This window comes from Desulfobacter postgatei 2ac9 (assembly GCF_000233695.2).
GTDB lineage: Bacteria > Desulfobacterota > Desulfobacteria > Desulfobacterales > Desulfobacteraceae > Desulfobacter > Desulfobacter postgatei.
This window is the reverse complement of record NZ_CM001488.1, coordinates 971,103-997,700: the sequence shown is the minus strand read 5'-3', so window position 1 is coordinate 997,700 and position 26,598 is coordinate 971,103. Positions and strand designations below refer to the sequence as shown.

The window sequence follows — 26,598 nt, the reverse complement described above, 5'->3', positions numbered from 1 at the left end:
GGCGCTTTTTATGCCTGTTACGGCCGGCAATGCGTCATTGCCTTTGCCAGTTGACCTACCCAGATGTCAACAAATTCATCATATTCAGCAGTGCCTTTAAGCACGGTCTGGCAGGAGAATCCAGCCTTGGTGAGCCGGGATTTCCAGGAATCTTCTTCGTCGCCGGCCATATCATTTTTGGCATGATCACCCGCAACCGACATAAAGGGCATTAACCAGACTTTTCCACTCTTTCTTTCCTTAAGCCAGGCAATGACATCCCCAAGTTCAGGATACCCTTCCACGGTGCCCATGATAATGTTGGGGTCTTTTTGCTGAAGCTGCCAGTTCATGGCAGAATAATAAATATTCCCCGGATGGTGGGTGCCATGCCCCATGAGTACCACAGCATCATTGGCCTTACGGGCCTTGGGCAGCGTGGCAAAGATAGCGTCAACCGCTTTGGCAACCGTGTCCTGGGCCCCCAGCAGGGGAAATCCCAAAATGAGCCGGTCAAAACCAACGGGCATGGCTTTAAAACCATTCACGGTCATGGCCAACTCATGGTACTCTTCTCCCGGAATGGTATGAAGGGACTGCACTGCCACATGGGTGTATCCTTCATCCATCATTTTGGCCAGTGCCTGGGCCGGGGAAAGTATAATCTCCCCCTGCCCGGCCAGTTTATGACGGATGATATGAGAGGTATAGGCCCAGCGCACATCAACACCGGGAAACGCTTTTTTCACTTTTGCCTCAATGTGTTGAAAAGAGACCTTTGCAGAGCCCTCGCTGGTACCGAACGCCACCAGCAGGATGCCTTTTTTCATCTCGCGTACTTCTTTGTGCGCATATGCATTTGCTGCACACAAGACCATGGCCAAAACAACTGCTGCGTAAATCAATTTTTTCATACAACCTCCTCCTGATTTTCCTGGATGTCAAACATGGCGCAACGCAAGCCACCCAGCACCGGCGCCGCATTAAAAACAAAAACCGGCAGGAACATATTTGCCCATACACTCCTGCCACCATACTCCCGTAAGGAGGCGATCCCGCAGATAGGAGACCCCAAAAAAACAAAACAGCCCTTCAAGCCTTTTATCGACTTGAAGGGCTGCACCCAGTTTTCTTGGCCCTGTAATATTTATGTCTGCGCCGGCAATTCCCTTTGCATAACGCACATCATCAGCTCAGGCAGGTCTTCTGGCTCCCGGATCATCCAAACACCTGCGCCTTCCCATACGCTTTAAAAAAAACGAACAGTGACATTATGCAGGTTTGTCCCCGGTTACAGCGGCGGGACCGCTCCCGATTCTCACGGGATTCCCTGTTAGGCCCAAACGGGCACCTCAACACAAGAGGCATGATTGCGCAATAAAATGCTCCTGTCAAGCGGGATCTGGGGAAGAAAAGAGCGCGGTAGGGTGGGCACGCTTTTTGTGCCCACCGGTTGTCCATAAACTTGAGCCCATCTGATTTATCGTTCAGGCACAAGAGGTTATACATACGACCTGGCTTATTGCTTAGAGATTCTGTAGGAAAAATCGAACAACATTTCTGCGTGATTTATACGCCTGATCTACATCAGGAATTATTTCCACCTCGCCGTCCCTACCTAGATTAGAAAATGAGTCCGTGATCTTAATTGGAACTTCTAACCTGTCCCAACCATGAAACGCCCCTTCATATGCAATCACCTCAAGGAGAGGTCGTTCTTCTGAGTCCAAACTGTCCTTCAAGGCAAAGCAAGGTCCGGAGCCATTATCATAATCATCTTCTTCTCCAATTTGAATTAAAATTGGAGCGCCTGTTAAGTCACTGAACTTTAATCCTGGAATCGAAGAATCAGGGCTGTATGCGTAACATACAGGATAATGAGCAACATGTGCTGCAAAACGCAGATCCCCTCCAAACTGTGCGGCATAATGTTTCGTAGCAGAAGCCATTGTCACTACACCACCCCAGGAAAATCCCAGAACACCAATGCGGTCCGGGTCTATATTTGAATGTTCCGACAAAAATTTAAGAGCACCAAATGCATCAGGACAATTAAAAAAAGGGAGCGAGGGACGATCTGCGGCACTGCTTATCTCTCTCGCTTCCCACATATCGATCTCAAAGGTGGCGATACCAGCAGCGTTAAGTGCTCTGGCATAGAAATCGCCCCGAGAATCAACCCCGCCCGACCCATGCAGAATTACCACAGCAGGAAGATTTTTTTTGGGTATGAAGCGCTTTTTTCTCGATTGACAAGCGACTGGTAATTTTAATTTGCCTTTTACAGTGATCTCTTCCGGAGGGTCCTGCTCTATATCTGATATCTGAAACTCTTCAAAAGATATCACCGGTTGCCAATTTACCGGACACCCCTTTTCCTCAAAAGCATGGGATACTTGCAAGAAACTGAAAACAAATCCGTAAGCTAACAAAATAACCATTTTTTTTGATAACATAACACCCCCCCCCTTTTTTTTTTTCTGTTCACGAACAATATAAAGTTAAAAATTAGGAACGGAACGAAATTCAACTCCTTATTAAATTTAGATGATGCGTAAAATATTCTAAAAAATAAAATCACTCAAAACATATTTCGCCTGTTAGTTCAAATTTATTTTCGTTATCGCCTTCGCAAGTATTTATGTGACCATTCGCCTCCACTGCAGCGCTACTGACGTTCGTAAAAAATCCTTTGCCTTTCACAATGTTAGTGATTAATTCATGAACTTCGCAGTAACATGGTAAACCGTCTTCCCCGCATTCAATATTCTCTGGATTGACGATGACTGCTACATCCTCAAAGGATTCAAACATACTCCCATCTTTAAAGGTGGCTGTATGTGTCAGGTAAGTGACACCCGGAGTAGAGCTATCGATAACTCTTCCGAAAAGATACCCGCTTTCTTTGAATGCCTTATTACCATTTTGGTCAAACAACTGAAGGGTGATGCATCCCTGCTGCGTTATTTCATCTAAGGCGTTTATCGTCTTTACTGTTCCTTTTACCTTGTAACAAGTATCGGAAAAAGCAATTCCCCACCAAGCAATAAACAGCAAAAATGAAAAAACCAATATCTTTTTCTTCACGTAAGTTCCCTCCTTCTAATGTTAAAGTTGATTCCAAATTCTTATCACCGATTTAAATAGAAATCTATCAGGGAAAACCTTAATTTCTAATTTTTTTTGGATGGATATACGTTATGAGGTGTCAGCAATCACGGAATCTGCCGGGGAGCGTCCTTGTTGAAAACGCTTTTAATTTTTGCAAAAAGCATTTTAACACCCCGCCATATTTTAGGCAGCAGCCACACAATCAGGCAAATAAATCCAATCAGGAGCATCAAAAATAAAATGGGATAGTGAAGCGCAGCCAGGATGCCGCCGATGACGAGTACATCTTCGAGTATCGAAGCAGTCCAGTTGGAGAAGGGTTCCGGGGAGGTGTTGATCAGAAGCCTGGAACCCGATTTTGTCAAATGGCTGCCCGTGGCCAGACCGCCGCCCAGGATTCCGGCGGCAAGGGCCAAAGAAGGGTTGACATCGCCCACAGCACCTGCGGCAATCATCACGCCGGCAGGAATCCGGATAAAGGTGTGAATGGCATCCCACCCCGAATCCACCCCGGGGGTTTTATCCGCAAAAAACTCGACACAATACATGAATCCGGACGCCCACAGCACCACAGGGTCGGATAAAATTTCAAGCCCCTGGGGCAGCACCAGGTTTCCGGTGGCATCCAGAATACCCAAAACAAATACCGTGGCATACAGGTTGATTCCGCTGGCCCATGCAGCGCCCATGCTCAATGATATGGTTTTAATAATCTGATCAAAGGATTCCATGATTTAAGCCCCTTTCACCGATCACGGTTAATCCAGCCTTGCTTCCTAAAAATCAACTATCCTGGAAATCGTTTATCTGAAACACTATCACATCAACCTGGGCAACGCCATACGATTCCCTTTTGAATTGAATCTGCGCTCTGTTTATTTCTCCAGGATAGTGTTAAATATCGGAGACAACAATAACATCAAACCCTTTTATACAAGGAGAGTGCAGGCAATGGCAGAGAACACAGCCCAATATGGATGGGATGGATCAATGGGGATTTCTCTTTATGATAAGATCCGGCAGGATATGAAAGCAGCCATGCGTAAAAAAGATACAGCCGTAAGAGATACCATGCGCCTGATCATGGGGGCGTTCCCCGAAATCACTGTTCCCATAACCCTTGAGAGCGGCAAAAAATCCACCCGGGCAAAAACGCCGGAAGAGATCACGGATGAGGATATCCATAACATCATACGAAAATTCGTCAAATCTGAAAAAACCGTGCTTGAGATTAAAAAAGAAACATCTTCTGATTATCTGGAACTTTTAGAATCTTATCTGCCCAAAATGGCCACCACGGAACAGATTGAAGCCTGGATCAAAAGCAATGTGGACTTTTCCGCCATTAAAAGCCCCATGCAGGCCATGGGCGCTGTTATGAAACATTTTGGAAAACTGGCTGACGGGAACCAGGTCAAGGACGTTCTCCAGGGGATGACCGTCGAAAAATAAGCTTTCATGGATCGGTCAACGTTAAATTATTACAGTCAAAATGCCTTAAAAGTGGCTGAAAAATATGAATCTGCTGATGTCAGACAACTGCATGACTTTCTTTCATCCAGCCTGAAACCAGGCGGCAAACTTCTGGAACTTGGGTGCGGCTCCGGCAGGGATGCCGCCTTTATGGTCAGCCAGGGATTCAAGGTGCTGGCGACCGATGGCTGCGCATCAATGGTGCAACAGGCAAATCTGCACCACCCCGAACTTGCCGCGCATCTGCTTCACTTGGAACTGCCGGACGGGCTGTCAAATGGGTTAGGGGTATTTGACGGAATATACGCCATTGCCGTTCTGATGCATCTTTCCGTACAGGAAATTGAAAAAACAATTTTGGGAGTTAATTCTCTTCTGGCAGCAAAGGGCCGGTTTATATTTTCAGTCCCGGCCCGGCGGGATGAGGTCATGACAAACACCTTTGACTCTAAAGGTCGCCGATTCACGGCACTCTCACCGGAAGGGTGGACAGATTTATGCCTGAAATACAACCTGCAGCTTGTCCGGACCATGATCTCCGAGGATGGTCTGGGAAGAGACGGGGTTGCCTGGATGAACTGTCTGGCACAAAAGCTTTAAGCTGATCTGAAATATGCCCTTGGGCTGAAGGAATAAAACGCAGGTCTGTTTCTTTGCTATTTATTTTTGGTAACATGCCGTTCAAAACGGCATAGACTACTCTTCAAAAGAACGCCAACCGCCGCCCAGTGACTTGTAAAGTCGGACCGCGTTCCGGCTTACCGTACCTTCGCTTACGACGAGCTTTTCCTGGAAGCTGAGCAGCGAACGCTGTGCATCAAGCACATTGTTGAAGTCGGAAAGACCATTGCGGTACTGATCCTGGGCCAGCGCCTCCGCGGCCCGGGCAGCTTCGACAGCGACCCTGAGCGAAGCGCGACGCTCTTTTTCCTTGCGGTAATCCATCAACGCATCACGCACTTCCTGCACAGCATTCAGAACCGCGGATTCATAGGCATACAGGTACTGTTCCTGGACCGCTTCCTGAATCTTGATATTGTTACGGATAGAACCGGAGTAGAATATCGGCCAGCGAATTCCGGGTATAATACTGTATTTCCCACTGTCTGATTCGAAAAGTGTAGACGATGCCAAAGACTCCAGGCCGATGGAGCCGGTCAGCGTAAATTTGGGATAGAGATCGGCCACGGCTACACCGATGCGCGCCGTCTGGGCAGCCAGCTCGCGCTCGGCGCGTTGGACATCCGGGCGGCGGCGCAACAGGTCCGCGGGAATGCCATCAAGCGCCAAGTTGGACTGGGGTATCCGGTCGATACCCGGAATTTTCAGACTGCCCGGCACCTCGCCCAACAATACTGAGAGGGCATTTCGGGCACTCTCCAGCCCCGCCTCAAGGATGGGGATCTCGGCCCGCGTACTTTCGAGATTGTAACGTGCCTGTTGCACAGCCAGTCCGCTGCTCAAGCCCGCGTTAAAGCGGTCGGCAAGGATCTCAAAGGTCTCCTGCTGTGCTTCCAGATTGGCCTGGGATACGGTCAGTCGGTGCTGGTAGGTGCGGACGCTGAGATAGGCGATCGCGGTCTCCGCAGCCACGCTGACCCGGACGTCATCCAGCCCGACCCGGATCGCTTCCCAATCCGCAACCGCTGCTTCCACCGACCGTCTGGTCCCGCCAAAGAGATCAATTTCCCAGACAGCATCAAATCCGGTGCTGTAGAGGGTGGTGGAACCGGTGTCCGACAGACCGTTTGCCGAAGAATCGGAATGATTGACACTGCCGCTTAGATCGACGGTCGGCCCGTAGGCGGCCTGAGTCCGGGCCAGTTGGGCGCGGGCCTGGCGGACCCGGACCACGGCCGTCTTAAGATCATGGTTATTGCCCAGCGCCCGTTGGACCATATCGGTCAGCATTGGATCGTTGAATTGTGTCCACCATTGGGCCACATCCACCTCGATATTTCGCACATCAGGGATGTCCGGCAGACTGGACCGCCGGTAGTCCGGCCCCACTGTCATGCAACCAACCATGAACATCGGCAACAAGAACAACAACATGGACAGATGCTTGGCTGCCGAACGGTTACGGATGATGTACATCTTTTCCCGGAACGTCTGGAACAGCACAAAAAGTGCCGGGACCAGCACAATCCCAAACAAGGTGGCGGCCAGCATCCCGAAGAACACCGTGGTGCCGATGGCCTGGCGGCTGGCGGAGCCCGCGCCGCTGGCGAACACCATGGGCAGCACCCCGAGGATGAAAGTGAAAGCAGTCATCAATACCGCACGGAACCGCTGTTTCGCCCCATCGGCAGCCGCATCGATGATTGACAGGCCTTCTTCACGCCGGGTTTTGGAAAATTCAACGATAAGGATCGCGTTCTTGCTGGCCAGGCCCACCAACAGAATCACGCCGAGCTGGGCATAAATACTTAACGGCAGTTTGACCGCCATCAGTCCGGCCAAAGTGCCAAGCACGGCCACCGCAGTTGAAAGGATTACCGGTAACGGCGTGGTCCAGCTTTCATACTGAGCCACGAGAAAAAGATAGGCGAATATAATGGCCATCAGGAAGATCAGGGTGGCTGATCCTGCGGTGGTGGCTTCCTGGTAGCTCAGTCCCGACCAGTCAAAGGTATAGCCTTCCGGCAGTGCTGTTTGCGCAATTTCGGAAACCTTGGTCATTCCATCGCCGCTGCTGACCATCGGAGCCGTAAAGGCGGTGATGCCGGCTGCCGAGAACTTGTTGTAGCGTTCGATCATTCGCGGCGCAAGGGTGGTTTTCGTCGTAACCAGGCTGCCCAGGGGCACCATGGCGCCGTTGCGGTTCTTTACATGAATATTGTCCAGGGCCTCAAGGTTCTTGCGGTGGGGCCAGTCAGCCTGAACAATGGCCTTGTTCACCTGCCCGTCAAAGTTGACATCATTCACATAGAGCGAACCGAGATAGTTCTGCAATGCACTGAAAATGGTGCTGACCTCAACCTGCATCAAAGCGGCCTTGGTGCGGTCCACATCCAGATAAAGATGAGGCGTTGCCGCAGAATAGGCACTGAAACCGAACATGATTTCCGGCGCCATGTTAAGTTGCATCAAAAAGTTGTTCATGACGGACTGAAGCTGCTGGGGATCGTTGTCGGCAGTGGCCTGCAGGCGAATGTCCAGACCCCCGCTGTTGCCCAGCCCCATGATGGCGGGCGGCACAAACAGGTTGAGCTGGGCGCCCGGCTCCGCGGCCAGCCGGGCCTGCAGCTTTTGCTGGATGGCCATAATGCTCAGCTCAGGCGACTCACGCCTGCTCCAATGGTCAAGGCCGAACATGAAGAAGGCCACGTTTTCGGAAGAACCGCCCATCATGCTGAAGCCGGTGACCTGAATGGTGTAGTCGATCCCCGGTTCTTGGTGCAGCGGGGTCAACACATGCTCCAGCAGTGCCTCGGTACGGGTGCGGGTCGCCCCTTCGGGCAGTTGCGCCATCCCGAAAATAACGCCCTGATCTTCATCGGGCAGAAAGGCTGTCGAACTCATGTTGTACAGAAAATAGACACCGCCGAATACCCCAAGCAGGATCAGGATGGTGAAGACCAGTTTGCGGGCAATCCAGGTGCTGAAGGAAACATAGCTGCCCCGTAAACGGTTGAGCGCGGTATTGAACCAGAGCTTCGGGCCCTTCTCTGTGGGTTTGACCGCCTGGAGAAAAATTGCACAGAGCGCGGGGCTGAGCGTAAGGGCGTTGACTGTGGAAAAGAAGACAGCTGCCGAAATCGACACTGCAAACTGCTGGTAAATCTTGCCGGTGATGCCTCCCATAAATCCGATGGGAACAAAGATGGACAACAAGACCAACGTCGTGGCAATAACCGCGCCACTGACTTGTTCCATGGCCTTGATCGTCGCGCTCTTTTGGTCGAGTCCTTGGCTTTGCATAAGCTCCTGAACCCGTTCAACCACCACGATGGCGTCGTCCACCACCAGGCCGATGGCCAGCACCAGGCCAAAGAGCGTCAGCGTGTTGATGCTGTAGCCAAAGGCCGCCAACACCATAAAGGTGGCGCAGAGCGAGACCGGGATGGTGATCGATGGAATCAGCGTGGCGCGCCAGTTCTGCAAAAAAACATAGCAGACGATGACCACAAGCAGAAAGGTCAGCCCAAGCGTGGACACAATTTCACGGAGGCTGGTGCGGACAAATTCGGAGGCGTCGTAGGAGAGTATGGTTTCAAGACCTTCGGGATAATCCTTCTTGAGCCGCGTCAGTTCAATCTGCAACGCATCCATGGTGTCGAGGGCGTTGGAACCTGGTGTACGGCTCAGGGCCAGCGCCACACAGGGAGCGCCGTTGTATTTGGCGGAAAAAAGATAGTTATCCGAGCCTTTTTCTATTCGTGCAACGTCCTTGAGGTAGACCACCGCACCGTCGGCACCGGTGCGCACCACGATATTGCCGAAGGATTCGGTATCGTTCAGCCGTCCTTGCGCGGTCAGGGTGAAGGCGACCTGTCCGGAGCCGTCGTCCGGTGTGGAGCCGATGGCGCCGATGGAGGCCTGCACATTCTGGTTGCGGATGGCCGCCGTAACTTCGTCGACGCCGATGCCGAGGGCGGAGATGCGGTCGGAATCAAGCCAGACGCGCATGCTGTATTTGGGGCCATAAACCTGTGCACGGCTGACGCCTGGGATCCGTTCAATGGCCGGCTGGATGATTTTATAGGTATAGTCGCTCATCAACTGTTCATCAAGGCTGTGGTCAGGCGAGCGGACAATCAGGAAACCAAGCATGTCGGCTGACTCGGTTTCAACCGTTACGCCCTGCTGCACCACTTCGGTGGGCAGCATCGGTTCGGCCTGGGATACACGGTTCTGTACCTTCACCTGCGCCATGTCCGGATCGGTGCCCACGGCAAAGGTTACGGTGAGCGAGTAGCTTCCCGAATTGTCGGACGTGGACGACATGTAGATCATGTCCTGTACACCGTTCACGGCATCTTCAATGGGCCCTGCCACGATGTCGGACATGACTTCCGCGCTCGCACCGGGGTAGCTTGCGCGCACAACGATCTGCGGCGGTGTGACCTGGGGATACTGGGTGATGGGCAGCGCGGTGATTGAAAGAATCCCCGCCAGCATCAGGACGATAGAAACCACACCCGCCAGACGCGGGCGATCAATGAATACCCGTGAAATCATTTCCCGGCCTCCTGCAAAGAGACCTGGGCAGTCATGCCCGGCCGCACTTTCTGCACACCATCAACCACGATACGGTCACCGGCCTTCAATCCGGAAAGCACTACGAAGTCACCTTCAACGGATTTCCCGATTTCAACGCGGGCGGTATCGACTCGTCCCTCCCCGTTGACCGTCAGCACATAGGATCCCTGGGGATCAAGCAGTACCGCCCGCTGGGGAACACGGATGCCCATGGGTCGCTGCCCGGATCCGAGCAGAATGTTGACGTAGCCGCCGGGGATCAATCGCCCGTCGGGATTATCGAACAGGTAACGGACCGCCATGGTGCCGGTTTCGACATTCATAACGTTGTCGTCAAACTCTTTCTTACCAATCAGCGGAAGCTGGGTTCCGTTGGGCAGACGAATGCGGGCAACCAGACCGTCGGAAGTGCCCGCCAGCTCCTGGGCACGAAAATCCAGGTAAGCGCGGTCGGTCATGGAAAAGACGACACGGATCGGACTGATCTGCACAATGCGGGCGAGTTCGTTGGAGGCGGAGGTGACATAGTTGCCCTTGGTTACGTTTGCCATGCCGATGCGGCCGCTGATCGGCGCGCGCACCTTCGCATAACCCAAATCAATTTTGGCCAAATTCAGGTTGGCCGCAGCCTGTCTCAGATTGGCCACGGCCTGCAATTGCTCGCTTTCCGCAGTGTCGAGATCCGACTGCGAAACGCTGCGTCTATTGACATCACGCATACGCTTGAAAAATTTTTCGGCGCGGTTCAGTTCGGCTTTTGCACGGGCCAGCTCGGCCTGACGCACGTCAACCATTGCCTGATATTGTTTCTGGTCAATGGTGAAGAGCAGGTCGCCCGATTTCACAAAAGAACCTTCAGTGAAATGAACATCGTCAATGTAGCCCGCAACTTCCGAGCGGACCATGACCTCCTGCACCGGCTCGACCGTTGCAATATGGTCGGCAAGCACATCCAGGGGCCGTTCCTTCAGTTCAACGGCGATCACCGCGGGCGGCGGCATTTCTCCCATTCCCATCATGCCCGGCGGCGGTCCGCCTGACGGGATAAACAGACTGATAGAATACCCCACGCCGATCAGAATGATCGCGATAACCACTTTTCCGATTGCCTTTACCATTAAACCTCTCCTTATTACGGGACTTCGTTATCCACAAAAAGCCCTTCTTCCTTGGCCCGCTGTGAGATCGCGTTGAGCTTGGCCTGTTCTTTAAGCACCTTTTTATTGGCTTCTTCGGTTTTTTCCTGCAATGCAATCTTTTCTTTAAGATGAGTTAAGAGATTCGGGTCATTGATCTCTATTTCATGGGCATCTTTGATAAAATCCGTGGCCGATTTTGCGGCCTGCAGGGCTATTTTCTTTGCCATCTCCACCCTTTTTTCCGCATGCTTGAGTTCATCAAACAAAAGCGCAAGTTCACCGGCCCTGCCGTCTTCCGGGGATGAATCCAGATCAATTTTCTGGGTTGCCATGACCATGGCCACCGTTTTCAGGCCCGGCAAAAGCTGATCTACCGGCAGCTCACCAAACATCAGGGCATCATCTTTTTTCAGGGAGACAGGGATAAAAACCAGATCTGTCTGCCCGGATGTTTTAAAAAACACCTCTTCATTGATTCCAAGGATAATCTTGGGTTCAGCCTGGATACGGAACTCACTCAGAGTATCGAAAAGCATCTGCATGATCTGCGCATTGTCCCGGTCCAGATAATAGGCTAAAAGCCTGATTTTGGCATCTTTCCAATGATCGTCTCTTGTGATCAGATAGGCAAGAAGAATCATGAGCCGGCTGGTATCGTCATCCTTCCACCAGACATCAATGGTTCTATTTTTGTCGTAACCTTCAGCGATTTGAGGCATTTCCTTGTGGTCCCACAGAATGATATTGCACCCGGACTGAACTGCCGGCCGCACCATATCCCGGTAATTGTCGAACCCTACAGGGTCATCACTCTTGCCATACTGCTCATTCCAGCTCAAGAGCACCGTATTGGCCTTGACCGGCCCAAGTCCAAAGCTCTGGCAGAGCACGGACAGGGCGTTGGCCGTATACTCGGAAGAGAGTACAAGGGAAAATGCTGAACTTTCTTTCTCGGAAAGAATCCGGGCCAGATCCTTTTCCGCCTCTGCCTTAAATTTTACAGCACGGTATCCCCGGGCCTGGACAATCCGTACGGCCGTTGTAATACCGCTTTTTCCCTCGATCATAGAGGAAAAATCCAGTAACTGTTTCATATGTTCTTCGTCATTGGACAATACAAGGACATAGGGCCGCCAGTCCCTGGGATGCTCGTGATCCTTTTGTGCACGAATCAGATTGTCCCTGACCAGTTTAAGGTGATAGGACCGCCGACTGTCCGCCCACCTGGCCGGGGCAGATACCTGTTTAAGATACTGAAAAACGGCAAACAGGATGGCCACGGCAGCAATTCCGGTTTTAAAATCAATGGCCAGCATCACGCCCAGGCAGATCAACGCGCCCACAAGACTGGTCTTTTTATTGTACCACCTGAACCGGGGCCTGAAAGAGGGGCTCTCGGCCGATGCCTCAAAATAGGTGGCATAGTTGAGCAACCCATAGGAGATCAGGAAAAACATGGAGACTACCCCTGCAATCAAATCCAGTTGACCGATAAAAACAATTGCCACGGCAATTCCGAATGAAAGCAGCACACCCCGACGGGGATTACCGGACGGCCCATGGCCTTTGGCAAAGGGCACAAGAAAGGGAAATATCTTATCCGATGCCAGGGACTGCAAAATCCTGGGTGCCCCAAGAAACGAGGCCATGGCAGAAGAGAGGGTGGCGGCAATGACACCGGCATTAATCAGCCAGCCGTACAAGGAAATCTGCTTCATGGCGCCGTAGTCGCCGGCGAGTGTTTTCAATGTCGTGGAACCGGCAAACAAGACAGCTACGGAAAAATAGACCAATATGGAGAGAAAGACTGCGGCAAAGGTGCCTTTCGGCAGGCTTTTACCGGGATCTTCAAGATCGCCGGACATGCTCACCCCCTGGGTGAACCCGGTCACCGCCGGAAAAAACAGGGCAAAAAGAATCCAGAAAGAGGGCGAGCCTTCCCTGGCGACCCAATTCTCCATAAAAAGCCCGGTATCCCACTGACGAATACCGCCAATATAAAAGGATAAAAGCGCCAGGGTTAAAAACGCCATGACCACATACTGGAACTTGGTGGCCAGATCCGCCCCGATCCATGCCAGCAAAAAAAGAAACAACAGCGCGGCACCTGCAATAAGCTGTACCGTCACATGGCCGGCCAGGCCGAGGATAGCAGTCAGGGCTTCTCCGAAACCAATGCAGTAAAAGGCAATGGACACGGACTGTGCTAAAAACAGCACAATGCCGATGGCCCCGCCGAACTCTATGCCAAGGGTCCTGGAAATCAGATAGTAGTCACCGCCGCCGCCAACCTTCATATTGGTGGCAATGGCGGCCAGGGAAAAGCTGGTCAGAACGGAAATCAGGTTGGCCACCGAAATAATCATCAGGGATTTTCCAAGCCCTGCAGCGCCCACCACATATCCTAAACGCAGGAAAAGAATGATCCCGAGAATGGTTAAAACACTTGGCGTAAAAACACCGGCAAAAGTGCCCAGCCGGCCGGAAACAGACTCATTGTTATCTGATGACATCGACTTTTCCTTAAATGATTGCCCTTTGGGCAGGCTGATAGCTGATTGGAAATTACTATACTATTAAACGAAGGTAAATAACCAAAACAATCCGGGTCACCAACTTAATTAAAAGACTCATCCAAAGCGTTGCCCTGGATAAACGCTACGACGAGTTGATCTGCTCACCTTTTTATGATTTGACCTGATAGTTAAGTTAAATTATAGTGTGAACGGAAGAAGTTTAATCCTCGTAACTTTTATAAGAAAGTCTGGGTAAGTTACTAAGATCTTTCAAGCTTTGTTGTGGGCTATGGCCTGGCAGTTGATATATCAGGTCAGACCATGGCTGTTTTACAAAAACCCTGACGATATTTAATGGACGTAAATTCATAATCATTTACGATGGAGGAAATCAGCGATGACATCCACATTACCCGAACAGATGAAAGTGATTGAAATTACCGAACCGGGCGGTCCCGAGGCCCTTTGTGTGGGAAGCAGGCCTGTGCCCCAGCCTAAACCGCAAGAGGTGTTGATCAAGGTGGTGGCCACCGGTGTAAACGGGCCCGATATAGTTCAGCGTAAAGGGCTTTATCCGCCGCCAAAGGGCGCATCGGACCTTCTGGGTCTGGAGATCACAGGAACCATTGTTGCCATCGGCAGCGATGTCAAAGAGTGGTCTGTGGGAGACCAAGTCTGTGCCCTGACCAACGGCGGCGGTTATGCCGAGTATTGTGCCGTTCTGGCGCCCCATTGTCTGCCGATTCCAAAAGGCTTGAGTTTGCTGGAAGCCGCGGGCATTCCCGAAACGTTCTTCACGGTCTGGAGCAATATATTCATGGGGGCAGGACTTAAAGAAGGGGAAAACTTTCTTGTCCACGGCGGTTCCGGTGGTATCGGCTCAACGGCCATCATGCTTGGAAAAGCTTTCGGCGCAAAGGTGTATGCCACCGACAGCCCTGCAGAACGATGTGAAGCCTGTAAAAGTTTCGGTGCCGATCGGGTTATTGACTACAACACGGAAGATTTTGTTGAAGTTGTCAGAGATGAAATCAAGGGTGCCGATGTCATTCTTGATATTGTCGGTGGAGACTACATTGCACGCAATATCAAGGCTGCAGCGCCGGATGGACGCATTGTTCAGATTGCATTTAACAAGGGCTCCAAAGTCGACATCAATCTGATGCCCATTATGCTGAAACGTCTCCTTTACACGGGCTCCACCTTGCGCAGCCGTCCGGATGCCTCCAAATCTGAAATTGCGGCACAGCTCAGGGAAAAGGTATGGCCGCTCATTGAGGCGGGAAAAATCAAACCGGCTGTCCACAAAACATTTCCCCTGGAGCAGGCTGCAGAGGCCCATCGGCTTATGGAAAGCGCAACGCATGTCGGTAAGATTATTCTCGAGGTGTGACCGTTTAAAGCGTATTATTGTGACAGGATATCCTGGGCCCGCAACAAACCAAGAAAGTAACTGAACCGCTTATTGCGTTACACTTCAATATTGAATTCTTTTCGGGGGCGGGCCCCGTGTACATCCATAATCCTTTGCCTTATTTGGCGCATGGTCCTGCCAAAGGAGACATAGGCCGCGTCTGACGCGGGCACGGGTCCGTCCTGGTGGGTTGTTGAGGTCCAGAAAAATTTGAAACAGATATCACGGAAGCCGGGTAGGTCAATAAAACAATAATATAATATTTTTTCATCATCGGTATTTTTAGCCGGCCAACAAGCTGATCTGTGGTTCCCGGTCAAACCGAGGTGGGGATATCATTTTCCAAGATCCCGGAAGTTGTATCATAGTGGGCATCTTTCACAGAAACTTTGAAAACGCTGATCATGTCCCGGAGTTTTGATGATAACCCGGACAGTTCCACGGCGCTTTGATTTACCTGGACGCTTCGCCTGGTCATCTCTTTTGCCACAGAATTAACATCAGATATGTCTTTTGCAATTTCCGAAGACACCTGGGAACTCTGCACAACGTTCTCATTGACTTCACCGATTCCGGTTGACGCCTGTTCGATATTTTGTGCAACGTCCGTTGCACTGGCAGACTGTTCTTCCACCGCTGCGGCAATGGCGGTCACAATCTCATTTACATCAGCGATCACATCAGCGATCTTGGTGACATCCAGAACCGTATGCTCAGTGGAGCTTTGTATCCCGGCGATTTTTTCTTTAATATCCTTGGTGGCCTGGGCGGTTTGAGCGGCAAGATTTTTAATTTCACCGGCCACAACGGCAAACCCCTTACCTGCCTGGCCGGCCCTGGCTGCTTCAATAGTGGCATTGAGGGCCAGAAGATTGGTCTGCTCGGCAATATCCGTAATAACCTCGGTGACCTTGGAGATCTCCTTTGCTGCGCTGCCCAAAAGGGTGACCCGCTGTGAAGCTTTGTCAACCTGTGTGGCGGCATCGCCGGAGATGTTTCTTGCCCTGTCGCAATTTGTCGCCACTTCACCAAGGGTGGCCTTCATTTGAGCCGCGGAATCCGCAACCACACTGATATTGGTTGATGCCTGTTCACTGGCGGCTGCAACAGAATTCATGTTTGAACTCATTTCCTCGGAAGAGGCAGCAACCCCATTGGCTTTGTGAGATAATTCCTCGGCACCGTTGGACATCTGTTCCGAAACAGAGAGAAGTTCGCTGGATGCTGCGGTCACGGTCTCGGCATTGGCACCGATATCCACAATAATATTGTTCAGCCGTTCAATAAAGGCATTAAACCAGGATGCCAACTCTCCAAGCTCATCCCTTGACTTGATTTCCAGCCGCTGGGTCAGATCTCCTTCACCAGAGGCAATCCCTTTTAATCCGGATGTGATTTGTCTTAAGGGTTTGAACACAAGAATTTTGAACAGAAACCAGCTGCTGATGAAAATAAGGAAGCAGCAGAGAGCCCCCAATAACAATATCCTGTTCTTTGTCTGACCTTTGACCTGATCAGTGAATTCCACCATACTGGATCTAATTTGCTGAACAGCGGTTTCATTTTTTTGGGATACCTGGGCAATGATTTCGCCGATACTGCCTTCTACTTTCAGGGATTCATTTCCCAGGATTGATTTTATCTTACCTGAATTTTCCTTGATCAGAGCATTAAAGCTTGAGGACATCTCTTCTATCTTTTGATTCACGGTTGCCTTGCTCATGCAAAGCATCAGATATCCCAGCTCTTTTCCATCAATCTCCATTTTTTTCTTGATAATAAACGTCTCAGGGTCATTTTTTGACGCTGACATTATTTTTTCATGCTTTTTATCGCCGATACCGGTCTTAATATACGTTTTGATTTTCTCTTTATTGGAATCAAAGTATTTGACATAGGGGATATCATCCGGCTTAACGTACAGGGCATAGACAACATTTTCATTTGAACCGGCTGACTTGATATAAGATATCAGTGTGGTCAGATCGTTATTTAAAATGGCGGGCGGTGCGACCTGGGCCAACAGGTCTGCCAGAGACCGGGTGCTGTCCTCCAGGGAAGCCATCCATTCTTTATCAATTTTTTGTTTTTCCTGCGACAGGGCAGCGCTTGTGGATTCGGTCAGCAAATTAGAAGCGGTATCAGACATGCCCGCCATTGTCTTATTGACATCAGCATTCATTGCATTGAGATCCTGCCCAATGGTCTTGTTGGACTCGGACAGCAACCGGTTGATCTGTCCTCCCATTTTATTCAACAACGCGTTCTGGGACTTGATGATAACCACTGAAAGACCCATGAGTGACATGGCAAGTACAATGGTCAGGGGCACCAGAATTTTTATGACAAGGCTTGTTTGGCCTTTATTTTTTTTATCCGCCTGGGGTTGCATCATATGCCTCTCCTGTATTTAGGACGCGTAAAAAAGAAAGGGAATCTTCATTAAGGGTATAGTTTACCCTGATATTTGTGGTGAAATTGAGACGCGAAATGGGAATCAGCCGTCTCAATTTCACCAGAAGGATTCTCCGGCAAGGCAAAACCGCCTTACCAGGATCAGCTGTTTTTATTTATATGCCTCAATCTTCAACTTTTTTTGCAGATCTTCAACAACGGCATAGTCAAGAGCATCTGACCAGCCCACAACCTTTGCATCCGTGGCGGCCTTGTCTGTGACCTTCAACAACTTTAATGCAGCGACGACTTCTGCGGCCAGATCGTCAGCGGTGGCTTTGGTTTTTGCAATCGGCCATTCCGGGTAGAGTGCGGTACTGCAGACAAACGGGAAATCATCATACTTTTTTTGATCAATGATTCTAAATTCCGACATTTCAACAACGCCTTCAGCAGCCATTCTTTCCAGGGTGTCTGTCCGAACCGTTCCTGCCTCCACCAAACCGTTCTGAACCGCCAGAACAACGTTGTCGTGTTTCCCGCCAAATTCCAGCTTTGAAAAGTCCTTATAAGGATCAATCCCCTGGCAAAGCCAGGGCAAACGCATTTAAATTGTATTGACGCCAAGCACTTTCATGAGGTAAGAATTATCCCATTCCCCCTGCGGCATTGCTTAACAACAAGACTGGAAGCAACCTATGCTTGAGGTCCTGGGTCTGGCCACAGCCCTGGAGATCATCCTGGGCATTGTACTTGCCTTTGTGACATCGATACCTTTGGCAATATTCATGTTTGCCCGGCCCGGCATTGAAAAAGGGTTGGCTCCCTTTCTGGTTGCATCCGAGGCGGTACCGGTATTTGCCCTGGCTCCGCTGCTTGTGATCTGGCTGGGGTACGGCATCTGGTCCAACGAATGGTAACATGGAAAAATAGTATTTGAACGCAACGCCGCAGATGGGCAACTTTCCGTTCAAACAGGGATTTTAGTTAAGGCATGAAATATATATACTAATTGAAAGGTACATTTATGAAAACATACTATCGTGCATTAACCATCGCAGGTTCTGACAGCGGCGGCGGGGCCGGTGTCCAGGCAGACTTGAAAACCTTCAGTGCCCTTGGGGTCTTCGGCATGTCCGCCATCACGGCACTCACGGCCCAGAACACCCACAGTGTCACAGGTATTTTTCCGGTTCCCCCGGCATTTATCGGGGAACAGATTGATGCCGTAATGTCGGATATCGGCACCAATGCCGTAAAAATCGGCATGCTCCATTCACCTGAAGTTATTAAAATAGTGGCCGAAAAACTCAAACAATGGCACTGTCCCAATGTGGTGCTGGACCCGGTGATGATCTCCAAGTCCGGCGACAAGCTGTTGCAGGACGATGCCGTGGCCGCACTGACGAACCACCTGCTGCCCCTGGCCACGGTAATCACCCCGAATCTGCCCGAGGCCTCCGTGCTTTTAGGCAGAACCATCGACACCCCGGAGAAAATGGAAGATGCCGCCGCAGACCTTGCAGATCTTGGCGCAGCCAATGTGCTGCTCAAAGGCGGACATCTGACTTCCGGCCCGGGTATTGATCTGCTCTATGAAACCGCATCCGGACAGACAACACGCTATACAAAAGACCGCGTGAACACAAAAAACAGCCACGGTACGGGGTGCACCCTGTCATCGGCCATTGCCGCAGGCCTTGCCCTCGGGCTTGACCTGAAAACAGCCGTTGCCGGGGCCAAAACCTATATCACCGAGGCATTAAAGGCCGGTGCCGATATCCAAACCGGCTCGGGGCATGGACCGGTCCACCATTTTTATGCGCTGTGGAAAAAGGTGTAAATCTGCATTTCACATTCCCGGCAGTTAAAAACCACTTCAAACCGGAGTTTGCCATGGGTCAGAAACAACGGCCCCAAACAAGACTGCGGGGCATTGTTCGGTTTTTTCTCTGTCTTTCCGGAACACCACCCAAGGCTGCGGCGAATACAGTGTTTTGTGGTCATGACCGGGGTTCCCGGCCCTGGCGGAGCACATTCAAAGGCAGGGTCAATGGATTTTACGCCCCTGTTCTTATAAAACTGAACCGCCAGATGATTGGCAGCATTGGCCCGGAAATCAAGGTGTTCCCGGTAAAAAGGAACCGGTGCCGGCCTGGGCCCGGCTGTCATTCGCGCATAGGCGGTTAACCGGTTATTTTCCAGGCAGGCCACAAGATCCCGGCGCAGACAGTTCAGATCAGCTGCAGACAGAAACACCGGCTTTGAAAGGATTTCAAGACGGTTCAACTCAAAACAGGTATTGCCCAGTTTGCCCAACTGCTTTTCAATGGCTGCCCTGGCCGTGTCGGGATTACGGGCCGGATCGCCTGAAACACGAAGCAGTGCCCGGGCCCGGATATTGTTCTCATCCACACAGGAAAGCTCAAACCCTTGGGGATGTTCGCAAAAGGTCATATCCAGGGATATCTTTCTTTGGGCGGTCATGCCAGCCATCAAGCGTGCAAACCCAAGGTCATGATTCCTGAATACCATGGTGCCCTTAGGCAGATCATGTTTATGAATTAGTGTTTTTCCGGACGGAAATACAAACGCATTTTCATCCACCCGGTTCACATAAAACCCTTTGAGCCTGCCCGGTGCGTTGGGAAAACAGATTCCGTCCCCGGCGCGCAGGTCATGGGGCCGGTCCAGTACCAGGGACTGATTTTTAATTTGCTTCACCTTTCCCACAGGCTCTCCCACTGATTTTGGCGTATCAAATGCATCAATTGAGCTCGTTGGAGAATCTGGCGAACCGGAAAGAAAATAATCGGTAAATCTCCGGTTAAAGGTTTTGTAGGGATCGGGTGTGAAAAAAAACGTTGTACGGCCCGAAGAAGCGGGGGACCGGGATAAATCGGTTTCTATCAGGGCATCAAGCCTCTGGCGGTAAAATCCCGTGATGTTTTTTACATAATCCAGATCCTTAAGCCTGCCCTCGATCTTAAAAGAGGTGACTCCGGCCCGGACCAGATCCCCCAGGAAATCAGCGCGGTTCATGTCTTTTAAAGAGAGCAGATGCCTGTTTTCACAAAGAACCGTTCCTTTTTTATCTTCAAGGTTCCAGGCAAGCCGGCAGGGCTGGCCGCAGGCGCCCCGGTTGGCGCTTCTGCCGCCAATGGCCGCACTCATGTAACATTGTCCGGAATAACACACACACAAAGCCCCGTGGACAAAGGCTTCAAGCTCCACACCCGTGACCTCCCGGATCTGCCTGATGGCGGATAAAGAGAGTTCCCGGGCAAGAATAACACGGGAAAATCCCGACTGTTCAAGGAATCTGATCTTTTCCGGGGTCCGGTTATCGGTCTGGGTACTGGCAAATAAGGGGATGGGGGGCAAATCCATCTCTAAAAGCCCCATATCCTGGATGATCAGGGCATCCACCCCGGCATGGTAAAGCTGTTGGATCAAACGCCCTGCCGGTTCAAGTTCATGGTCGAAAAGCAGGGTGTTAAAGGCTGCATACACCCGGGCGAAATAGCGATGGGCATAGGTACACAATGCCTCAATATCGGCCACACTGTTGCCGGCGGCAGCCCTTGCGCCGAACCGCTCAGGGCCGATATACACGGCATCGGCACCGTGATCAACGGCGGCCTTGCCAAATGCCATATTTTTCGCCGGCGCCAAAAGTTCCAGGCAGGACATACTCTCTGGTTTTAAAGAATGATATTTAAAATTCGCCGCAAAGGTTCGGCCGCGCCCCAGAGCAACTGATCCCCCACGGAAAATGCAGTGAGAAAATTTTCACCGATATTCATTTTCCGGATTCTGCCCACGGGTACATTCAGGGTACCTGTCACTGCGGCGGGGGTCAGCTCCCTGATGGAATCTTCCTTATTGTTGGGTATTACCCGGACCCAATCATTATTGGCAGCCAGGGCGGCATTGATCTCGTCTAAAGGGACATCTTTTTTCAACTTGATGGTGAACGCCTGGGAATGGCATCGCATGGCCCCAATGCGGATGCACTGGCCGTCAATGGGGATAGGATTGTCCGAGCGGCCCAGAATTTTGTTGGTTTCCACAAATCCTTTCCACTCCTCCCGGGTCTGGCCGTTCTCCATGGCCCGGTCAATCCAGGGGATAAGGCTGGCACCCAGGGGAACCCCCCAGTTTTCAACGGGATAGGCATCGGACCGCAAGGTATCGGTAACCTTCCTATCAAGATCAAGAATCGCTGAAGCAGGGTCATCCAGAATCGGGGCCGCCTTGTCACCAATGGTTCGCATCTGGGCTACAAGCTCTCTCATGTTTTTGGCACCGGCACCGGAAGCCGCCTGATAGGTCATCGAAGTCATCCACTCCACCCAGTCGTTTTCAAAAAGTCCGCCCAGGGCCATCAGCATCAATGATACCGTGCAGTTGCCGCCGATAAAGTTTTTAATGCCCGTGGATATGGCCTTTTCAATGACCGGCAGGTTGACCGGATCCAGAACAATAATGCTTTGATCATCCATTCTTAAGGTGGATGCCGCATCAATCCAGTATCCGTCCCAGCCCCGTTCGGTCATTTTGGGACGTACGGCTTCTGTGTAAGCGCCGCCCTGACAGGTCACCAATATATCCATTTCCATGAGTGTATCAATATCAAAAGCGTCAATGAGTTCCGAAGCACCCTGCCCCACATCAGGCGCAGCATGTCCGGCCTGGGAGGTGGTGAAAAAAACCGGTGTAAATTTTTGAAAATCATTCTGTGCAGACATTCTTTCCATAAGCACGGAACCTACCATCCCCCGCCAGCCAACTATTCCGACTTTTTTCATCTCCCTTGTCCTTTCAGCTACAAGTATGTAATTTAAAATTTGAGTCTTACTGCATAGCTGCTTTTTTTTAAAAAAGCCAGTTTTTTATTATTTACTCTTTGTAATTATATGTTATAATAAATACCTAAAAATCAAACTCTTTTACAGTCCAACCTCTTATTAAAATAAAACCATGGTAACAGAAAATCAGGAAATACTTTTGCTTACCCAAAATCCGGCTCCCGGAGCAGCCCGGATCTTATTCTGCGGAGATGTTGCCATTTTCGAGCTTTGCATATCCCCTGACCGGCCGGGCCGGGCCTTTATCAGAACCAATCTGGGTAATGCAAATGCCATTCGCAGGGAAATTATTCGTCGGGTGGAAAAAAACGAAATCAAACTGGGCGAGGCCTGGCATGACCTGCCCATGAAAGCGGATGGTGATGGAACGTTTTCCATCCGCCTTCCCCTGACCCAAACCGGATCATTCCAGGCCAAATGTTTTTTTATTCCCCGGGGCAGTGATACCCCGGTATGGCCCGAAGGCGAGAACACCAAAATCTGTGTTGAACCGGCAGGTTCCTGCTGTGCCAATATCATTTATAACGCTTTTGTGCGGCAGTTCGGCCCTACCAAAGATGCAAAATTCGAGGCCCCCAATCTGGATGCCGTGATCAAGAAGCTGGATGACCAGGGATTCACAGTGATTCCCAAATCCGGAAAATTCAGGGATTTAAAGGAACAGTTAAACTTTATCTTTTCCAGAATGGGCTGCCGGGGGCTTCACCTTCTGCCCATTCACCCCACGCCCACTACCTATGCCCGGATGGGCCGGTTTGGAAGTCCCTATGCCGCCCTGGACTTTTCGGATGTGGACCCGGCCCAGGCCCAGTTTGACCCGGCAGCGACCCCCCTTGAACAATTCATAGAGCTGGTGGATGCCGTGCATGATCACGACGGCTATGTAATCCTTGACATTGCCATCAACCATACGGGCTGGGCAGCCAGCCTTCATGAATCCCACCCCGAATGGCTGGACCGGGAGGATGACGGCAAAATCCGTATGCCCGGTGCCTGGGGTGTTGTATGGGCGGACCTGACCAAGCTGGACTACCGACACACGGATCTGTGGCAGTACATGGCTGATATTTTTCAGCTCTGGTGCCGCCGGGGTGTAGACGGATTCCGATGCGATGCCGGATACATGATCCCGGAACGGGCCTGGGAATATATCATTGCCAAGGTAAGACGCCATTACCCCGACACGATTTTTTTTCTTGAAGGACTGGGAGGACCACCAGATGCAACCCTTTACCTGCTCCAGCGCGCAAATTTTAACTGGGCTTATTCAGAACTTTTCCAGGAATACTCCCTTGAACAGATATCCCGGTACTTACCCCATGCCGTAAACATTTCGGAGACCTGCGGCCACTTAATCCATTTTGCGGAGACCCATGATAATGAACGCCTGGCCAAGGTCTCCCATACCTATGCGAAAATGAGGACCGGACTCTGCGCGCTTTTCAGTATCTGCGGGGGATTCGGATTTACCAACGGTGTAGAATGGTTTGCCAAGGAGAAAATCAATGTTCACAACTCCCCGGGACTGAATTGGGGAAATCCAGTCAACCAGGTGGATTATATCACCCGGCTGCATCTTATTTTACGGGAACACCCTGCCTTTTTCAGTGGCACGCAATTAAACCTTATCCATGAAAAAGAGAGCCAGGCCCTGGCACTGCTAAGATTCAATCCCCATTATAATTCGCGGATGCTGGTGTTGATCAACCTGGACTGCGACGGTCAGGGCATGGCAGTGTGGCCGGTTGGCGCGGAAGGTGGTGCGGCCTTTCCATGGACAGACCTGATTTCAGGCAACACGGTTCAGGCAGAAAGCAGAGAAGGAAAATACCGCATTCCCCTGAAACCAGGCGCAGTGTTGGCTTTAAGTCCTGAAAAGGGTGATCTGAACCTGCTTGAGTCCCAGCCGGCGGGCAAGCTATCCATGCCGGGCAGGGTTCTGATGCAGAAACGAAGAGCACTGGCCCTTGAGGTGTTCACTGCGGTGAACGGCCACATGGATCTGGCCGACCTGGATGTAGACCGGGCAGCCATGGATCTGGCACGAAATCCTGAAACCTTTATCCGCGCACTCTACCCGGACAAGCGACAAAGCCGTGTCATCCTGTTTGATGTCCACAGGGACATCAACCGCAGGGTAATGGTTCCCCCGGGGTTTTTCCTGCTGGTCCGGTCCAAAAAGCATTTCAGGGTTCAGCTTGAAGAAGCAGGGTCGGACAAACAGTGTCTGGGATTCTGTGAAAGCCTTCCCGTAGAGGGGAATTCTGCATACCAGGCAATTTTCATGCCCATGGAGATAAAAGAGAGTCACAGGGACTGCCTGCTCAAACTGCGCATATCCGGACCCGAAGGGACCAAAATAATAACCGGCAATATCCGATATCTACCGCCATTTAACACCCTTAATCTGCGTCTCTTATTTACCCGCAGGGAGATTGCACAAGACCCGTCCATCAAACAGTTGTCCACCACCTGCCTGGGTGCAATGATGCGGGCAGGTGCGAATTTCAGCCACCTGGAAAGCCGTTATGATGGCCTTTTGGGTGCGAACCTGAATCCTCTCATGCCTGAAAACCGGTGGATGCTCCTGTCCCGGTTCAAAATATGGGGGGTATTCCAGGGCCATTCCAGGGAACTTGGGCTGGATTATCTGGAGACATTCTGGGCCTCCCATGACCAGGGCGGGAAATGGCGGTTCAGGATACCCTCAGCCGAAGGCAGGCATTATGTCATTGACCTGTTCCTGGAGATGGACCGAAAAACCAACACCGTGACCCTGACCCTGTACCGGGAAAACCCACCGACGGATAATCCCCTGCGCCTTAATCCTCAACGTGAGGTCACGCTTATCATCCGTCCAGACATTGAAGACAGAAGTTTCCATGATACGGTTAAGGCCTTTACCGGACCTGAACAGCAATGGCCGTTACGAATTTCGGCATTTGAAAACGGATTTTTCTTTCATTCCCAAACAAGACAGATACTTCGGCTGTCCAGCAGCCGGGGTGCATTTTTCCTGAAACCGGAATGGCAATATATGGTCCACAGAAATGTTGAAGCCACCCGGGGACTGGATGCCAACTCAGATCTTTTCAGCCCGGGCTATTTCAGCATCAATGTCAAGGGCGGAGACACCGTGAGTCTGAAAGCCTGTGTCATTGATAAAGAATCAATGCCTGAACTCCCAGACATCAAATCAGACGGCAAAGAGATCTCCCTGCCCGGTCCGTTTCATTCAACCGTACCGTTTTCTCAGGCAATCAAGGCAAGCCTTGATGCATTCATCGTGGACCGGGGAGAGGAAAAAAGCGTGGTGGCAGGATACCCCTGGTTCCTGGACTGGGGAAGGGACAGCCTGATCTTCTGCCGTGCCCTGATAGAGCTTGGCCGAACCCGGGATGCCTTTGACATACTCACCCTTTTCGGAAAATTTGAAAAAGACGGTACCCTGCCCAATATGATATGCTGTGATGATGCAAGGAACATCGAGACTTCGGATGCCCCCCTGTGGTTTTTTGCCTGCTGCCGCCAACTGACCCAAGCCCTTAGCAAAGAGGTGGTACTCACCCAAAACATCGGCCAGCGCACCATGATACAGATACTCAAAGATATGGCATCATCCATGATCAACGGCACGCCCACCGGGGTCAAGGCAGACCCTGAATCCATGCTGCTCTATAGCCCGGCCCATTTTACCTGGATGGATACCAATTTCCCGGCAGGCACCCCCCGCCAGGGATATCCCATTGAGATCCAGGCGTTGTGGTGTCATGCCCTTGAGTTTTTATCCCAGGTTGATGATTTGGACACGCAAGCGCAATGGCAAAAACATGCAGACACGGTAAAACGCGCCATCATGAATCTGTTCTGGCGCGAGAACGATGGTTTTTTCAGCGACTGCCTGCACTGCAATGGACCGGTTGACGCCGGACATGCAATCCCTGATGATGCACTTCGGCCCAATCAGCTGCTGCTGATCACCTTAGGGGTCATCGACGCCCCAAACATCATGGCCCGGGTGGTGGAAACCTGCAGGGAACTTCTGGTGCCGGGCGCCATCAGAAGCCTTGCGGACCGGCCTCTTACCGTGCCGCTATTCATTGAACGAAACGGCCGGCATCTGGTAAATCCCCATACCCCCTATGCCGGATATTACCAGGGAGATGAAGACACCCAAAGAAAACCGGCTTACCACAACGGAACAGCCTGGACATGGCAATTTCCGATATTCTGCGAGGCCTGGGCCACAGCCTTCGGCCCTTCGGGTATTCCGACAGCCCTGGCCTGGCTGGGCAGTTCTCTGCCATTGATGCGCACGGGTGCGGCAGGTTTCGTACCTGAAATCCTTGATGGTAATTTCCCGCACACCCCCAGAGGATGCGATGCCCAGGCCTGGGGATGCAGCGAAATTGCCAGGGTTGCCCATAAACTGAACCGAATTAAGAATAAAACGTAACATTGTCGGCACAAAAAATGTTATATCATCCAAAATCAAT

General features: G+C 51.2%; 17 protein-coding genes and 1 riboswitch. Of the genes, 6 read left to right on the top strand and 11 right to left on the bottom strand.

Features of this window, described 5'->3' with window-relative positions; translation table 11 throughout:
- Nucleotides 1-17 precede the first annotated feature (17 nt).
- The 4 genes from DESPODRAFT_RS04540 to DESPODRAFT_RS04520 all read right to left on the bottom strand — a co-directional run bounded on the left by DESPODRAFT_RS04540 (nt 18) and on the right by DESPODRAFT_RS04520 (nt 3,821).
- Entirely contained in the window at nt 18-893 is an 876-nt protein-coding gene (locus DESPODRAFT_RS04540) for a sirohydrochlorin cobaltochelatase (protein WP_004071715.1), read from the bottom strand.
- Nucleotides 894-1,158: 265 nt separating this feature from the next.
- A riboswitch (cobalamin riboswitch) is annotated at nt 1,159-1,349 on the bottom strand.
- Nucleotides 1,350-1,505: 156 nt separating this feature from the next.
- Nucleotides 1,506-2,435 carry a dienelactone hydrolase family protein gene (locus tag DESPODRAFT_RS04530; protein WP_004071713.1) on the bottom strand — a complete coding sequence of 310 codons (930 nt, stop codon included), beginning with the start codon at nt 2,433-2,435 and terminating at the stop codon, nt 1,506-1,508.
- Between the two features lie 121 nt (nt 2,436-2,556).
- Nucleotides 2,557-3,066 (bottom strand): hypothetical protein, encoded by a 510-nt coding sequence (locus DESPODRAFT_RS04525; protein WP_004071712.1) that lies wholly within the window; start codon nt 3,064-3,066, stop codon nt 2,557-2,559.
- Nucleotides 3,067-3,194: 128 nt separating this feature from the next.
- A complete protein-coding gene (locus DESPODRAFT_RS04520) occupies nt 3,195-3,821 on the bottom strand; it encodes a DUF4126 domain-containing protein (RefSeq protein ID WP_004071709.1) in 627 nt (208 codons plus the stop codon).
- A gap of 220 nt (nt 3,822-4,041) precedes the next feature.
- On the opposite strand from DESPODRAFT_RS04520, the gene DESPODRAFT_RS04515 reads away from it, so the two are divergent.
- Nucleotides 4,042-4,542, top strand: coding sequence for a GatB/YqeY domain-containing protein (locus DESPODRAFT_RS04515; RefSeq protein ID WP_004071707.1), 501 nt, complete (start codon nt 4,042-4,044; stop codon nt 4,540-4,542).
- 6 nt (nt 4,543-4,548) lie between these two features.
- Complete coding sequence (locus DESPODRAFT_RS04510; protein WP_004071705.1) at nt 4,549-5,163, top strand: class I SAM-dependent methyltransferase; 615 nt, start codon at nt 4,549-4,551, stop codon at nt 5,161-5,163.
- Between the two features lie 96 nt (nt 5,164-5,259).
- Here the strand turns inward: DESPODRAFT_RS04510 and DESPODRAFT_RS04505 are convergent, their stop codons facing one another.
- The 3 genes from DESPODRAFT_RS04505 to DESPODRAFT_RS04495 are packed head-to-tail and all read right to left on the bottom strand — an operon-like array spanning nt 5,260 to nt 13,420.
- Nucleotides 5,260-9,747 carry an efflux RND transporter permease subunit gene (locus tag DESPODRAFT_RS04505; RefSeq protein WP_004071703.1) on the bottom strand — a complete coding sequence of 1,496 codons (4,488 nt, stop codon included), beginning with the start codon at nt 9,745-9,747 and terminating at the stop codon, nt 5,260-5,262.
- Nucleotides 9,744-10,886: an efflux RND transporter periplasmic adaptor subunit gene (locus DESPODRAFT_RS04500; protein ID WP_004071702.1), complete on the bottom strand. Its 1,143-nt coding sequence runs from the start codon at nt 10,884-10,886 to the stop codon at nt 9,744-9,746. The genes DESPODRAFT_RS04505 and DESPODRAFT_RS04500 overlap by 4 nt, the downstream gene beginning before the upstream one ends.
- A 14-nt stretch (nt 10,887-10,900) precedes the next feature.
- Nucleotides 10,901-13,420, bottom strand: coding sequence for an amino acid permease (locus tag DESPODRAFT_RS04495; protein ID WP_004071700.1), 2,520 nt, complete (start codon nt 13,418-13,420; stop codon nt 10,901-10,903).
- 400 nt (nt 13,421-13,820) lie between these two features.
- Here DESPODRAFT_RS04495 and DESPODRAFT_RS04490 point away from each other — a divergent pair, with 400 nt between their 5' ends.
- A complete protein-coding gene (locus DESPODRAFT_RS04490) occupies nt 13,821-14,816 on the top strand; it encodes an NAD(P)H-quinone oxidoreductase (RefSeq protein ID WP_004071698.1) in 996 nt (331 codons plus the stop codon).
- Nucleotides 14,817-15,153: 337 nt separating this feature from the next.
- Here DESPODRAFT_RS04490 and DESPODRAFT_RS18540 read toward each other — a convergent pair whose 3' ends face one another.
- Together DESPODRAFT_RS18540 and DESPODRAFT_RS04475 are read right to left on the bottom strand one after the other, a co-directional pair.
- Entirely contained in the window at nt 15,154-17,232 is a 2,079-nt protein-coding gene (locus DESPODRAFT_RS18540) for a methyl-accepting chemotaxis protein (RefSeq protein WP_004071696.1), read from the bottom strand.
- A 171-nt stretch (nt 17,233-17,403) separates the two neighbouring features.
- Nucleotides 17,404-17,838: a phosphate/phosphite/phosphonate ABC transporter substrate-binding protein gene (locus tag DESPODRAFT_RS04475; RefSeq protein ID WP_040015844.1), complete on the bottom strand. Its 435-nt coding sequence runs from the start codon at nt 17,836-17,838 to the stop codon at nt 17,404-17,406.
- Between the two features lie 91 nt (nt 17,839-17,929).
- Between DESPODRAFT_RS04475 and DESPODRAFT_RS04470 the strand changes: the two genes are divergently transcribed.
- Complete coding sequence (locus DESPODRAFT_RS04470; protein WP_040015843.1) at nt 17,930-18,151, top strand: ABC transporter permease family protein; 222 nt, start codon at nt 17,930-17,932, stop codon at nt 18,149-18,151.
- Nucleotides 18,152-18,258: 107 nt separating this feature from the next.
- Nucleotides 18,259-19,074 (top strand): bifunctional hydroxymethylpyrimidine kinase/phosphomethylpyrimidine kinase, encoded by an 816-nt coding sequence (gene thiD / locus DESPODRAFT_RS04465; protein ID WP_004071694.1) that lies wholly within the window; start codon nt 18,259-18,261, stop codon nt 19,072-19,074.
- Here thiD and DESPODRAFT_RS04460 read toward each other — a convergent pair.
- Complete coding sequence (locus DESPODRAFT_RS04460) at nt 19,050-20,888, bottom strand: peptidase U32 family protein (RefSeq protein WP_245532011.1); 1,839 nt, start codon at nt 20,886-20,888, stop codon at nt 19,050-19,052. The genes thiD and DESPODRAFT_RS04460 overlap by 25 nt on opposite strands.
- Before the next feature lie 47 nt (nt 20,889-20,935).
- Nucleotides 20,936-22,042, bottom strand: a complete 1,107-nt coding sequence (gene asd / locus DESPODRAFT_RS04455) for an aspartate-semialdehyde dehydrogenase (protein WP_004071690.1) — start codon at nt 22,040-22,042, stop codon at nt 20,936-20,938.
- 199 nt (nt 22,043-22,241) lie between these two features.
- Between asd and DESPODRAFT_RS04450 the strand changes: the two genes are divergently transcribed.
- The gene (locus DESPODRAFT_RS04450) at nt 22,242-26,558 is read left to right on the top strand and encodes an amylo-alpha-1,6-glucosidase (protein ID WP_245532010.1); all 4,317 of its coding nucleotides are present in this window, start codon (nt 22,242-22,244) and stop codon (nt 26,556-26,558) included.
- Nucleotides 26,559-26,598 lie beyond the last annotated feature (40 nt).

Coding starts and splice junctions, on each gene's coding strand:
- DESPODRAFT_RS04540 (WP_004071715.1), bottom strand. CDS start 893: ATGAAAAAATTGATTTACGCAGCAGTTGTTTTGGCCATGGTCTTGTGT.
- DESPODRAFT_RS04530 (WP_004071713.1), bottom strand. CDS start 2,435: ATGTTATCAAAAAAAATGGTTATTTTGTTAGCTTACGGATTTGTTTTC.
- DESPODRAFT_RS04520 (WP_004071709.1), bottom strand. CDS start 3,821: ATGGAATCCTTTGATCAGATTATTAAAACCATATCATTGAGCATGGGC.
- DESPODRAFT_RS04515 (WP_004071707.1), top strand. CDS start 4,042: ATGGCAGAGAACACAGCCCAATATGGATGGGATGGATCAATGGGGATT.
- DESPODRAFT_RS04510 (WP_004071705.1), top strand. CDS start 4,549: ATGGATCGGTCAACGTTAAATTATTACAGTCAAAATGCCTTAAAAGTG.
- DESPODRAFT_RS04505 (WP_004071703.1), bottom strand. CDS start 9,747: ATGATTTCACGGGTATTCATTGATCGCCCGCGTCTGGCGGGTGTGGTT.
- DESPODRAFT_RS04500 (WP_004071702.1), bottom strand. CDS start 10,886: ATGGTAAAGGCAATCGGAAAAGTGGTTATCGCGATCATTCTGATCGGC.
- DESPODRAFT_RS04495 (WP_004071700.1), bottom strand. CDS start 13,420: ATGTCATCAGATAACAATGAGTCTGTTTCCGGCCGGCTGGGCACTTTT.
- DESPODRAFT_RS04490 (WP_004071698.1), top strand. CDS start 13,821: ATGACATCCACATTACCCGAACAGATGAAAGTGATTGAAATTACCGAA.
- DESPODRAFT_RS18540 (WP_004071696.1), bottom strand. CDS start 17,232: ATGATGCAACCCCAGGCGGATAAAAAAAATAAAGGCCAAACAAGCCTT.
- DESPODRAFT_RS04475 (WP_040015844.1), bottom strand. CDS start 17,838: ATGCGTTTGCCCTGGCTTTGCCAGGGGATTGATCCTTATAAGGACTTT.
- DESPODRAFT_RS04470 (WP_040015843.1), top strand. CDS start 17,930: ATGCTTGAGGTCCTGGGTCTGGCCACAGCCCTGGAGATCATCCTGGGC.
- thiD (WP_004071694.1), top strand. CDS start 18,259: ATGAAAACATACTATCGTGCATTAACCATCGCAGGTTCTGACAGCGGC.
- DESPODRAFT_RS04460 (WP_245532011.1), bottom strand. CDS start 20,888: ATGGCATTTGGCAAGGCCGCCGTTGATCACGGTGCCGATGCCGTGTAT.
- asd (WP_004071690.1), bottom strand. CDS start 22,042: ATGAAAAAAGTCGGAATAGTTGGCTGGCGGGGGATGGTAGGTTCCGTG.